At 32.5% G+C, this 12,738-nt stretch carries 13 protein-coding genes and 1 tRNA gene; 9 read left to right on the top strand and 5 right to left on the bottom strand.

Annotated features, from left to right (window positions below):
- The first annotated feature begins 16 nt into the window (after nucleotides 1-16).
- The 6 genes from G8C41_RS00865 (at nucleotide 17) to G8C41_RS00840 (ending at nucleotide 4,290) form a co-directional block, all read left to right on the top strand.
- Entirely contained in the window at nucleotides 17-1,642 is a 1,626-nt protein-coding gene (locus tag G8C41_RS00865; protein WP_166005826.1) for a 2-oxo acid dehydrogenase subunit E2, read from the top strand.
- A 109-nt stretch (nucleotides 1,643-1,751) separates the two neighbouring features.
- Nucleotides 1,752-2,177 carry a nucleoside-diphosphate kinase gene (locus G8C41_RS00860; protein ID WP_166005825.1) on the top strand — a complete coding sequence of 142 codons (426 nt, stop codon included), beginning with the start codon at nucleotides 1,752-1,754 and terminating at the stop codon, nucleotides 2,175-2,177.
- 109 nt (nucleotides 2,178-2,286) lie between these two features.
- Nucleotides 2,287-2,763: a cytidine deaminase gene (gene cdd, locus G8C41_RS00855; RefSeq protein ID WP_185152301.1), complete on the top strand. Its 477-nt coding sequence runs from the start codon at nucleotides 2,287-2,289 to the stop codon at nucleotides 2,761-2,763.
- A 93-nt stretch (nucleotides 2,764-2,856) separates the two neighbouring features.
- Nucleotides 2,857-3,810 carry a methylenetetrahydrofolate reductase [NAD(P)H] gene (metF, locus tag G8C41_RS00850; protein WP_166005824.1) on the top strand — a complete coding sequence of 318 codons (954 nt, stop codon included), beginning with the start codon at nucleotides 2,857-2,859 and terminating at the stop codon, nucleotides 3,808-3,810.
- Complete coding sequence (gene folB / locus G8C41_RS00845; RefSeq protein WP_166005823.1) at nucleotides 3,811-4,170, top strand: dihydroneopterin aldolase; 360 nt, start codon at nucleotides 3,811-3,813, stop codon at nucleotides 4,168-4,170. It abuts the gene before it with no gap.
- 49 nt (nucleotides 4,171-4,219) lie between these two features.
- Nucleotides 4,220-4,290, top strand: a tRNA-Cys gene (locus G8C41_RS00840).
- Nucleotides 4,291-4,324: 34 nt separating this feature from the next.
- Here G8C41_RS00840 and G8C41_RS00835 read toward each other — a convergent pair.
- The 4 genes from G8C41_RS00835 to G8C41_RS00820 form a co-directional block, all read right to left on the bottom strand.
- Nucleotides 4,325-6,025 (bottom strand): enoyl-CoA hydratase-related protein, encoded by a 1,701-nt coding sequence (locus tag G8C41_RS00835; protein WP_166005822.1) that lies wholly within the window; start codon nucleotides 6,023-6,025, stop codon nucleotides 4,325-4,327.
- A gap of 205 nt (nucleotides 6,026-6,230) precedes the next feature.
- Complete coding sequence (locus G8C41_RS00830; protein ID WP_166005821.1) at nucleotides 6,231-7,409, bottom strand: acetyl-CoA C-acyltransferase; 1,179 nt, start codon at nucleotides 7,407-7,409, stop codon at nucleotides 6,231-6,233.
- Between the two features lie 156 nt (nucleotides 7,410-7,565).
- Nucleotides 7,566-8,630 (bottom strand): 2Fe-2S iron-sulfur cluster-binding protein, encoded by a 1,065-nt coding sequence (locus tag G8C41_RS00825; RefSeq protein WP_166005820.1) that lies wholly within the window; start codon nucleotides 8,628-8,630, stop codon nucleotides 7,566-7,568.
- A 125-nt stretch (nucleotides 8,631-8,755) separates the two neighbouring features.
- Nucleotides 8,756-9,166, bottom strand: coding sequence for a hypothetical protein (locus G8C41_RS00820; protein WP_221411727.1), 411 nt, complete (start codon nucleotides 9,164-9,166; stop codon nucleotides 8,756-8,758).
- Nucleotides 9,167-9,355: 189 nt separating this feature from the next.
- Between G8C41_RS00820 and G8C41_RS00815 the strand changes: the two genes are divergently transcribed.
- Entirely contained in the window at nucleotides 9,356-10,570 is a 1,215-nt protein-coding gene (locus G8C41_RS00815; protein ID WP_166005819.1) for an MFS transporter, read from the top strand.
- Nucleotides 10,571-10,620: 50 nt separating this feature from the next.
- On the opposite strand, the gene G8C41_RS00810 is transcribed toward G8C41_RS00815, so the two are convergent.
- Nucleotides 10,621-11,067, bottom strand: a complete 447-nt coding sequence (locus tag G8C41_RS00810; protein WP_166005818.1) for a type I restriction enzyme HsdR N-terminal domain-containing protein — start codon at nucleotides 11,065-11,067, stop codon at nucleotides 10,621-10,623.
- 10 nt (nucleotides 11,068-11,077) lie between these two features.
- Between G8C41_RS00810 and holA the strand changes: the two genes are divergently transcribed.
- A complete protein-coding gene (gene holA, locus G8C41_RS00805; protein WP_166005817.1) occupies nucleotides 11,078-12,088 on the top strand; it encodes a DNA polymerase III subunit delta in 1,011 nt (336 codons plus the stop codon).
- 99 nt (nucleotides 12,089-12,187) lie between these two features.
- On the top strand, nucleotides 12,188-12,478 hold the full coding sequence (locus G8C41_RS00800; RefSeq protein ID WP_166005816.1) for a putative quinol monooxygenase: 291 nt from the start codon (nucleotides 12,188-12,190) through the stop codon (nucleotides 12,476-12,478).
- The last annotated feature ends 260 nt before the right edge of the window (nucleotides 12,479-12,738 follow it).

The following is a 12,738-nucleotide window of genomic DNA, read 5'->3' as shown; positions in this document are numbered from 1 at the left end:
GAATCAAAACCAAATTATGGCTGAAGTTATAAAAATGCCTCGTCTGAGTGATACCATGACTGAGGGAAAAGTATCTAAATGGAACCTAAAAGTAGGAGATCCTGTAAAAGAAGGCGATATCTTAGCAGAAATTGAAACAGATAAAGCTGTTCAGGATTTTGATTATGATGGTGATGATGGTATCCTTTTATATCAAGGAGTTAAAGAAGGTGATGCTGCACCGGTGGATTCTCTGTTAGCTATTATCGGAAAAGCAGGGGAAGACATTAGCGCATTAATTGGAGGTGCTAACAGCAATTCTTCATCTTCTGAACCAACAACTAATAACGATTCTAGCAATACGAATACAACTTCTATCCCTTCTGCTTCTGTAGAAATCCCTAAAGATGTGGAAATTATCAAAGTTCCCAGACTTAGTGATACCATGACTGAAGGTAAAGTTTCTAAATGGAATGTTAAGGTTGGTGATACCATTAAAGAAGGCGATGTTATTGCTGAAATAGAAACAGATAAAGCGGTTCAAGATTTTGAATACGATGGTAACGGCGGTGTTTTATTATACCAAGGAGTAAAAGAAGGAGATTCTGCTCCAATTGAATCTTTATTGGCTATCGTAGGACCTGCAGGTACGGATGTTAGCGGAATTATTGCCGGAGGCTCTGCTGCTTCTACTGCAACTTCTAAACCTGCTGCTTCTGAGCCGACAGCTGTCGCATCCAATGACTCTAAACCTTCTTCTGAAGCTAATACAGTTTCATCCGGCAACGGTAAAATTTTCGCTTCTCCTTTAGCAAAGAAAATTGCTAAAGAAAAAGGAATTAGCCTAGATCAAATTAAAGGAAGTGGAGACAATGGAAGAATTATTAGAAAAGATGTTGAAAATTTTGTTCCAACAGCTTCTACAACTACAGCTACTTCCTCTTCAGCTAAATCTGCGCCGGTTGCTCCGCAAATAACTCCGGGTGTAGACACTGAAACTCCAAACTCTTCCATGAGAAATGCTATTGCTAAAAGTCTTAGCCACAGTTTATTTACTGCTCCTCATTACAATTTGGTATTTGAAATCAATATGGATAATGCTATGGAAGCTAGAAAAGCTATCAATAGCCTTCCTGATACCAAAGTATCTTTTAACGATATTGTAATTAAAGCCGTTGCAATTGCTTTAAGAAAACATCCACAAATTAATAGTACTTGGTCCGATACTAAAATTATCCACCGTGGAAACATAAATGTAGGAGTTGCCGTAGCAGTTGAAGACGGATTAGTAGTTCCGGTAATTAAAAACACCGATTACTTATCTTTAACTCAAATTTCATCAGCAGTAAAAGACTTAGCCGGAAGAGCTAGAGATAAAAAATTAAAAGCTAATGAAATGGACGGATCTACTTTCACTATTTCTAACTTAGGAATGTTTGGAGTGGAATCTTTCAATTCTATTATTAATCAACCGAATTCATGTATTTTATCCGTGGGAGCTATCATACAAAAACCGGTAGTTAAAAACGGACAAATTGTGGTTGGTAACACAATGCAAATATCATTGGCATGTGATCACCGTGTAGTAGATGGTGCTACCGGAGCTCAGTTTTTACAAACTCTTAAAATGTATCTTGAAAATCCGGTATCATTATTGGCTTAAGAGATTAAAATATTTAATTAAAAAACACTCAATTCTTTACAGAATTGAGTGTTTTTTTTTAACTTTATTTTATTATTACTTATCTTAACTTTTTTAAATATATATTTTTATGTCCAATTTTACTCTTACTATGATAAAACCCGATGCTGTTTCTAAAGGGCTAACGGGAACTATTTTAAAAGATATTACTGAAGCCGGTTTTAGTATCATTGCTTTAAAACTAACCTCCCTCACCTTAGCAGATGCCCAAAGATTCTATTCAGTACATCAAGGCAAACCTTTTTTTGAAGACTTAGTGAATTTTATGACCTCCGGACCTATAATTGCAGCTGTTTTAAAAAAGGAAAATGCTGTGGAAAATTTTAGAAAGTTAATCGGTGCTACCAATCCCGATCAGGCAGAAGAAGGTACTATCCGCAAAAAATATGCTGAAAGCACACAACGAAATGCCATTCATGGATCAGACAGCGACGAAAATGCAGCGATTGAAGCTCATTTTCATTTTGCAGAAAGAGAAATCTTTTCTCTCTTATAAAAATCTGTTTTATAGTTTTTTTGTTTTAGCAAATAAATCATACAGGATAATTATTTTACCCATTTTTATAATTTATTAGTAACTTAGGTGCACATAATAAGTATTAAACATGATTAAAGTCTTAGATCTAAAATATGAAGAGTATTCCCAATGGGAAGATCTTTCCGACCAAGACTTAGTAGTTATTAATCAGGCTAAAGAAGCCCGTAATTCTGCTTATGCCAATTATTCATATTTTAAAGTTGGAGCCGCCTTATTATTAGATAATGGTAAAATCTTAACAGGTAACAATCAAGAGAATGCCGCTTATCCCAGTGGTTTATGTGCTGAAAGGACCGCTATTTTTTATACTATAGCAAATTATCCGTCTGCTAAAATAATAAAAATGGCTGTAGTTGCCGGAAAAGATGATAACAGTTCCATTCCTGTCTCTCCTTGTGGAGCCTGTAGACAAGTACTTATTGAATATGAATTCAGACAAAAAATGCCTATTGAATTTCTTTTTACCGGTATGAAAGGAAAAGTAATTAAATTTAATCAATGTGCAGATTTACTACCCTTTTCTTTTAATGAAAGTGCTTTATAATTATAATGAAAAAACTATAAATGATAATAATAACAACTAAAAATATTTTTCATCTCCCAATAAAATGGCCTGTTTTGAACAAAAATAATTAATATGAAAGTTACAGAACATATTTCCAAAGCAAAGGGAAAAACTTTATTTTCCTTCGAAATACTCCCGCCTAAAAAAGGAGAAGATTTACAAAATATATTTTCCAATATTGATCCTTTAATGGAATTTAATCCTCCTTTCATTGATGTAACCTATCATAGAGAAGAATACGAATATAGAGAGTTACCTAATGGATTGATACAAAAAATTGTTACAAGAAAACGTCCCGGTACAGTGGGTATATGTGCTGCAATTCAACAAAAGTATAAAGTTGATGCAGTGCCTCATTTAATATGTGGTGGGTTTAATAAAGAAGAAACTGAAAATATTCTTATCGATTTTAATTTTTTAGGTATTGATAATATTTTAGTTTTACGAGGAGATCCCATTAAAAGTGAGGGTATATTTAAACCACACTCTCAAGGACATTCATATGCTAATGAACTGGTGTCTCAAGTTCAAAACATGAATTCAGGTAAATATCTTCATGAAGAATACGCTCATGGAGCTACTGATTTTTGTATTGGCATAGCCGGATATCCTGAAAAACATTTTGAAAGCCCTAATTTAGATACGGATTTAAATTATTTAAAGCAAAAAATTGATGCCGGAGCTGATTACATTGTTACTCAACTGTTTTATGATAATACTAAATATTTTGAGTTTGTAAAGAAGTGTAGAAATGTCGGAATTACTGTTCCGATCATACCCGGCATAAAGCCTGTATCCATAAAAAAACATCTCACCATTCTTCCAAACATTTTTCACATAGATATGCCTCAAGAATTAGTTATGGCCGTTGAAAAATGTAAGGATAACAAAGCAGTATATGAGGTGGGAATAGAATGGACGGTTAGTCAATGCAAGGAATTAATGAAGCAAGGAGTTCCTGTACTTCATTTTTATTCTATGGGAAGATCTGAAAATATAAGAAAAATTGCTAAACAACTTTTTTAAATGCAAAAAATAAAATTAAAAAATATAAAAATTTACGCCTATCATGGATGCTTAGAAGAAGAAGCTAAAATTGGTTCTTTTTATATAGTTAATGTGACAATATGGTTAAACTTAGAAAAATCCGGAAGATCTGATGAGCTTAATGACACTGTTAATTACGGAATTGTTGCACAAATAGTTAAAGATCAAATGGCTATTCGTTCTAATCTTTTAGAACATGTTGCCAATCGAATTATAAGAGAAATTAAATTTCAATGTAAAAAGGTAAAAGCTATAAAAGTCTCTGTTGCAAAGGTAAACCCTCCTCTACATGTAAATTTAGATCAGGTAAAAGTAACTTTTAAAAAGAAATTTTATTAGATTTTAATTTTAATTCAAAAAAAATTGTAGATTTGCAATCCAACAAAACGGCTTCGTGGCCGAGTGGCTAGGCAGAGGTCTGCAAAACCTTGTACAGCGGTTCGAATCCGCTCGAAGCCTCAATAAAAACCATCTCAATTGAGATGGTTTTTTATTATTCCTTATTTTGTTTAACTCTTGCCCAATTGGCGATCAATCGATCCGGAGTATTACAAGCTCTTTTTTTAAGCACAAAACAATTTCTTTTTACAGAAAAAGAATTTCGGTCGTAAAGCATATCTTCTTTCATCTCTTCTAATTCTTTTTTTCTACACTCAGCTGCTTTTTCCGAATCAAAAGGTTTTTTCGAGGCTTTTTTATTTACTTCTTCTGCTTTTTTAGCTTGTACCCATAACCATTCATTGAAATTGTGTATTTCTCTGGGACCTATAGAATCAATTAATCCAATCTCCAATGCTCGGGTTACACTTACGGGTAAACATTCTTCGGTTAACCTTCTAGCCTGTTGCTCTCCTACCCGTTTAGGCAAAGTATATGTCCAATATTCTGAACCATATAATCCCATCGTGGCATAATGAGGATTAAGTATTATTCCATCTCTTGCAGCTACAAAATCAGCTGTTAAAGCTAACATTACTCCCCCCGCTCCGGCACTTCCTGTCACACCGGCAATTACCCATTGTTTCGTATCTAAAAGTTCTAAACATACATCGTCTATAGCATGTATATTTTTCCAGGCCTCTTCTGCCGGATTTTCTGCTGCTTCTATCGTATTAAGGTGTACACCATTGGAAAAAGCATTATATCCCCCTTTAATTATCAACACATTAGTTTCCTGTTCTTTAGCAAATTGAATAGCTTTTATCAGCCTTTCACATTGTTGGGTACTCATAGCACCATTATAAAAATTAAAGGTTAACTCTCCTATTTTTCCTTTTTGGGAATAATGTATTGTACAGTATTCCTCATTAGATAAAACCGTATTGTACAATGAAAGGGTTAAATCTTTTAGACTTTCTGCTTTTTCTTTTAAAACTTGTACAGCCGGTAGTTTAAAGGGCAATTGGTCTTTAGCTGCTCTTTTTAACGAACCAATCCATAAGCTTTTTTCTCCTGTTCCAATTAAAACTGCATCTTCACGGCGGGCTAAAAGTTTTCCCGCTTCACCTTCACGATGATCCAAATAAGCATCATATATATAAAATTTTTCACCTTCTATTTCTGCTAATACTCCCGGAATTCCTTCTGCTGAATTTACTATATTTAAAATTTCTTTTGCCGAACTAGTCCATTCAAAATGACGGTCCGATTGTTTCATATTAGGTTCTAGCCTCCCCTTTACATTTTCGTTATTATAATCTAATGGGATGGGTTTTTCTTTATTTATAAATTTATCAATAGCCTCAAAAATACATTTTATAGCGGCATCACTTACAAAATTGTTATAGAGCTCTGATTTTCTTATTAAAGCAGGTTTTTTAAATTCATGACTTGCCCAAATGGGTCCGGCATCCATTTCTTCTACGGCTTGTAAAGCAGTTACTCCCCATGTGTCAAAATTTCTTAAAATTGCCCAGTCTAAAGAAGAGGCTCCTCTATCTCCTCTAATACCCGGATGGATAATTATAATAGGTCTTGTCTCATTTTTCCAAAGAACTTCAGGTACTCTATCTTTTAAAAAAGGACAAATAACAAGGTCCGGATGGGCAGTTTCGATTGAATCTATAACCTCTTGCTCTGTGGTAAAAAGTAAAAAACTAACCTGATATCCTGCTTCTTTCAATGAAAGCCAGACTCTTTGAGTTAATCCATTAAAGGCTGACGAAAGCAAGATAATATTTAATGTATTCTTCATGATTTCTAATATTATTTAATTCAAAATATAATTTTTGTTTATCTAACAAATATATATAAATCAATTAAATATTTTTATAATATTAATATAATTTAAATTTAAATTATATTAAATAGTTTATAATCGATTAAAACTTATTATCTGAATTGATAATAAAAAAGGCAGATTTTTTTAAATCTGCCTTTTTATTATATTTTATAAAAGCTTATATATTTTCAAGTATAATTGCACTAGCTCCTCCACCTCCATTACAGATTGCTGCCGCTCCATACTTTGCATTATTTTGTTTTAACACATGGATTAGAGTAACTATAATTCTCGAACCGCTATTGCCTAAAGGATGCCCTAAAGAAATAGCGCCTCCATTTACATTTACTTTTGAACTATCTATGTTTAGTATTTTGGCATTCGCTAATCCAACTACGGAAAATGCTTCATTGAACTCAAAAAAATCAATATCATCTAAAGATAAATTTGCTTTTTTTAGGGCTTTGGGAAGAGCTAAGGAAGGTGCTATAGTGAATTTTTCAGGCTCACAAGCAGCATCTGCATAGGAAATAATTTTTACTAACGGTTTTAATCCTAATTCTTTAGCTTTCTCAGCTGTCATTAGTATTAGTGCTGATGCTCCATCATTTAAAGTGGATGCATTGGCTGCAGTTACAGTTCCTTCTTTCTGAAAAACAGGGGATAGTTGTTTTAGCTTATCGAAATTTACATTTTTAAATTCTTCATCTTCTGAAATGACTATCGGATCTTTTTTTCTCTGAGGAACAGTCACAGGCACAACTTCATCTTTGAATTTACCGGATTTCCATGCTAATTCCGAACGTGTATACGATTGTATGGCGAAAGCATCTTGCTCTTCTCTGGAAATATTATACTCTTCTGCACAAGTATCTGCACATATACCCATATGATTGCGATCGTATACATTTATCAACCCGTCTTTTAGTAAACCATCAACTAACTTTTGATCTCCCAACTTGTTTCCAATTCTTCCTTTTGTTAGATAATAAGGTACTTGCGACATGGATTCCATTCCTCCTGCCACTACTATTTCATTATCTCCTGCTTGAATGGATTGTGCACCAATAATTACCGCTTTCATTCCTGAAGCACATACTTTGTTTATGGTAGTACAAGGGACGTTATTTGGTATTCCGGCTCCTAATGAAGCTTGTTTTGCCGGTGCCTGTCCTACATTGGCTTGTAAAACATTACCCATAAAAACCTCATTGATCAAAGTTTTTTCCAATTTAATTTTATTCAGTGCCCCTTCAATGGCTGCTGACCCTAATTGCACCGCTGAAAGGCTTGATAGACTGCCTAAAAAACTTCCTATGGGTGTTCTCGCAGCAGAAACAATAACTAGTTCTTTCATTTTTTAATGGTAGTATATTTTTAATCTTTAATTTTACTGTTGACTTGTGGTAAATATACTTATTTTTACTTTATCATACGGTATTTTGCTTCTATTCCTATCATTAAAGAAAGATGAAAATTAATATAGTACACACAAGAATGTTTTAAAAAATTTTTATGCTTCATCTAAATTAATGGTCAATGTTTTTGTTTTAGGATGAGCCATACAGGTTAGTATTTTACCTTTTTTTAGATCATTTTCTGTTAAAACTAAGTTTTCATCTAAATATACTTCCCCTTCAGTTTTAGTACAAATACATGCTCCACAAACTCCTCCTTTACAGGAATAAGGAGCTTCTACTCCACTATCCAGCAAAGCAGTAAGTAAGGAAGAACCGTTATTTATCCAATTCATTGTTTTTGTAATTTTCCGAAATGTATAGGTCACTTTTACTTCTTTAACTGTAGACCGTTTGACTTTATCATCAAAAAAAACTTTTTCTACCGGCTCATACAATTCGTAATGTATATTTTTTTTAGGGATACCTTGCTCATAAATAGCATTAGCCAGGGTAACGATCATATCTTTTGGACCGCAAATTAGCGCTTCGTCCAATTCATCCCAATCCATAATTTGATTTATGATTAATTTAATTTTGTGAGCATCCAATTTTCCCTCAAAAAATTTATCTTGCATTTCTTGGCGGGTATAAAAAAAATAAGGGAAAAAATTAGTAGGATTTTGTTTTTGTAATTCAGTCAATTCATCTTTAAAAATTGCTTCATTTTCATTCGTATTACCATAAAAAAGATAGAATTGAACATTAGGCTCATGATATAAGGTATCTTTGATAATGCTTACAATCGGAGCTATACCGCTACCGGAGGCAAATGCTGCCAAAGTTCTTTTTTCATTGGGTCGCGAGGGAATTCCAAAAGTCCCCATGGGAGCAGAAATCGATACAAGATATCCTTCCTTCACATGGTTTTGCACAAATTCAGATACAAATGCATTTTTAGCCTTCTTTACAGCAAAAGACAGATATCCTTCATACGGTGCAGTGCATATCGAATATTCCCTTTCAAATATTTCTCCATTGATCTCAAATTGAAAGCGAATAAACTGCCCCGCTTTCCAACGGAATATAGATTTTAATTCTTCAGGAATTGACAAGTCTAATCGAACACTTCCTGAAGTAAGCGGTATCACTTTTTGTACACGTAAGGAATAAAATTGCATTATTTTATTATTTCTTTTAGGTCTGCAAAAATACCGGATTTAAATTAAAAAAATCTTAAATCATTTTGAAGGTTTATCCGAAAAATAATGTGATTATTTGAAAAAAAAAGATTTAAACACAACTTTTACGGTATGGTTTCCGCATGGTTTTGTGAAGAAATTATACTGTCAACAATATATTTAGTATATCCTCTCCAAGGTAATGCTCCGAAATATTCCTTATAGTGCAAGATAACATCCTTTCCGGTAAGCTTCATTAATTGATGTGCCAATTCTTCATTATCCACAGAAAATTCAAATTCATTGGATTGCATACCTCCGGTGGTTCTTGATTTGAAACCGGTTTGAATTAATTTTCCTTCATAAGTTTTAAAAATAATCCCTTTATGCATGATATAATTTAATTGCCCGGACTTTACACTGCTGTCTCCGTAAGGTACATAATAATACACATAAAATATTGCACCCCCTAAAACACTGATAATTAAGAATAGGATTATCATTGATTTTTTCCATGAACCTGATTTATTTTCCATATCGAACTTATGTATTTTTCTGAATTAATTGTATTCATTTTCTTTTTTGTCCCATTAAGTGAATTACCATAGTTCGATACTTATAATCATCGTAAAAGTTAGTTTATCAACTTTTTATAATCCAAATTTATTCCAATTCGTACAATTAGTAATATATTTGCAGTTATTTTTTTCACCATACCTGTAACTATGGAAAAATCATCTCAACCAACCGGTACCGCATTCACCTTGTTGTCGTTATTAGCACTATCTCATATGTTTAATGACACATTGCAATCGGTTATACCTGCCATATATCCGCTTTTAAAAAATTCATTGGCTCTAACTTTTACTCAAATAGGTTTGATAACCCTTGTTTATCAAATGTCCTCCTCCTTATTCCAACCCATAATCGGAATTTTTACCGACAAGCACCCTCAACCCTATTCTTTACCCGTTGGAATGACTTTCAGCATGATGGGCGTTATATCGCTGGCCCTTGCCACGAATTTCACTCATGTGCTATTAGCTGTTTTTTTTACAGGATTAGGATCGTCCATATTTCATCCGGAAGCCTCTCGTCTTGCCTATCTGGCTTCTGGAGGTAAGCACGGTCTGGCTCAATCCATCTTTCAAGTGGGCGGTAATTTCGGAAGTTCCATAGGTCCTTTAATTGCGTTATGGATCATAACCCCTTATGGCCAAAAAAATGTGGGATGGTTAGCCATCATCGCTTTATTGGGTATTGGAATAATGCTTGTAATCAGCAAATGGTACAAAAAAAATTTAGTTCTTTTAAAAACCAAAAAAGAATCCGAAAAAAATATCGGAGATCAAAATTCCATAAAAAATATTTCTTTGCCTCGATCTAAAGTAGTTTTAGCTATAGGTATTTTATTACTTCTGGTTTTTTCAAAATATGTTTATATGGCAAGTCTTACCAGTTATTATACTTTTTATCTTATTAATAAATTTGGTGTTAGTATTGATGAAGCTCAAATCTATCTTTTCGCTTTTTTATTTGCTATTGCAGCAGGTACAATTATTGGCGGCCCTGTTGGCGATCGAATAGGTCGAAAATATGTAATTTGGATTTCCATTCTCGGAACTGCTCCTTTTGCTCTCTTAATGCCTTATGCGAATCTTACTTGGACATGCATTTTAAGTATTATCATAGGATTGATTTTGTCGTCAGCCTTTTCGGCCATTCTTATCTATGCTCAAGAATTAGTACCAGGAAAGGTGGGACTTATAAGTGGACTTTTTTTTGGTTTGGCTTTTGGAATAGCCGGAATAGCTTCTGCTATTCTAGGTAAAATTGCCGATAAAACGGGTATTCAATACGTATACTATCTTTGTTCTTTTTTGCCTTTATTGGGATTGGTAGCATCTTTTCTACCCGAAACTAAGAAAAGAAATAAATAAGCTACTAATTTTTAATTTAATTGTTTTTTGTGTTAAGGTTGTTTAAATTATTAAGACCAATCAAAATCGTCAACAACTTTATACTGATTATTAACAGCGTCGTAAGTAAAATACAAGTGTTTAAATCCATTGGTTAATAAAATATATTTGGATTTAATTTGCGTATTATATCGAGCTGCCTGTTCAAAGGTAGTTTGAGTAATAGGTATTTCAGGAGCTTTGCATTCAACCAATAATCTGGGTTCTGATTTTTTATACAGTAAGATATCCAAACGTTTGGTTTGTTGATTGAGGTTTATTTTTTTTTCGATTATAAATGCTGATTGAGGAATTTTTTTTTCGGTTTTAAAATAAAAAATAATATGTTGCCTTACCCATTCTTCAGGTGTTAGAATTAACCATTTTTTTCTAACTTCGTCAAAAATATACCAAAGAGATTCTTTCTCCTTTATTTGAAAATTATATTTTTTGGGGAAATTTAAAACCGGAAGTTCCATTATTCTAATTATGAAAGAATATAATAATTTAGTCAAAGATATTAAAAATAAAAAGTTTCTGCCTGTATATTTTTTACAGGGTGATGAGCCTTTTTACATCGATAAACTTACCGAATTACTGGAAGAAAATGTCCTAAAGGAAGAAGAAAAGGCTTTTAACCAAAATATTATTTACGGTACAGAATCTGATTTGGATCAAATTATATCTTTGGCAAAGCAATTTCCAATGGGAGCCGATAAGCAGCTTATAATAATTAAAGAAGCAAAGGGATTGCCTTTTGACAAATCCGAAGCCTTTGATAATTATATAAAAAATCCTCAGCATTCAACTGTATTGGTCATCAATTATAAATACAAATCTTTAGATAAAAGAAAGTCGGTGACTAAATTACTCAGTAAACAAGGATATATTTTTACAAGCGAAAAGCTATATGACAACCAAGTACCCACTTGGATCGGTTCATTATGTCAGTCTAACGGTTTGGAAATTGACGAAAAATCCAGGATTTTACTTGCCGAATTTTTAGGCACTGAACTTTCCCGTATTGATAACGAAATTCAAAAACTTAAATTAATTGTAGGTAATTCCAAAAAGATAACTCCTGAAATTATTGAACGAAATATTGGAATTAGTAAAGAGTACAACAATTTCGAATTAAGAAAGGCCATCGTTGAGAAAAATACGAAACAGGCTTATAAAATAATAGACTATTTTGAAAAAAACCCAAAAGCAAATCCTATTGTTTTGACTTTTGGAACATTAATAAGTTTATTTTCCAATATTCTTATTGTACACACTTTACCGATAAAAACTCCACAAAATATAGCTAAAGAACTTCGTATTAACCCTTTCTTTGCTAATGAGTATTTAACCGCCATTAAAAATTATTCTTTAAAAAAAACTACTGCATGTATCGCTTATTTGCGAGATGCAGACATGAAATCCAAAGGAGTGGATGTTTCATCTCATGCAACTTCTAAAGATATTTTAATGGAAATGTTATATAAAATACTTCATTAATCAAAACATATTCATTACATACTATTAAAATTTATTTAAACAACATATATAGGGTTTTAATTATATTAATTACTTTTGACATATTAAATTATTTATACCATGTCAGAATTAAAAATAATTGCAACCATACAAGTAAAACCTGACTATCTTGATGATGTTAAAAAAATAGTGTATTCCTTAGCAGATGGCTCCCGTAAAGAAGAAGGTAATGTATCTTATGATTTACATGAAAGCATAAAAGATCCTTCTAAACTTTCTATAATTGAAGTATGGAAATCCCAAGAGGCTATTAATATTCATAATAATACCAAACTATTTAAAGATTTTATAAAATTCATTGATGGCAAATATGATGAGTTAGATATTGATGTCATCAAACAAATTTACTAGACATATAAGATTATGTTATTAATTTATATAGTAACCCGTTCATTTATATAGGATAATATAATTGTAATTTATTATTAGTGCTTTATTATATTTTTTATAAATTTGTACCAATCAATATAAACAAAAATGATTCAAACACATATACATCATCATTATTTACACACTTACAATCAGGTGAGGTAAGTAATTTTGTTATGCAAAATGTCAAAATAAATAATAGCCGCCTGAGTTTTCGGGCGGTTTTTTTTTAGGATCACTTC

Source organism: Apibacter sp. B3706, assembly GCF_011082725.1.
Taxonomy (GTDB): Bacteria; Bacteroidota; Bacteroidia; order Flavobacteriales; family Weeksellaceae; genus Apibacter.
The sequence above is the reverse complement of the archived record's forward strand: the minus strand, read 5'-3'. Positions and strand labels throughout refer to the sequence as shown.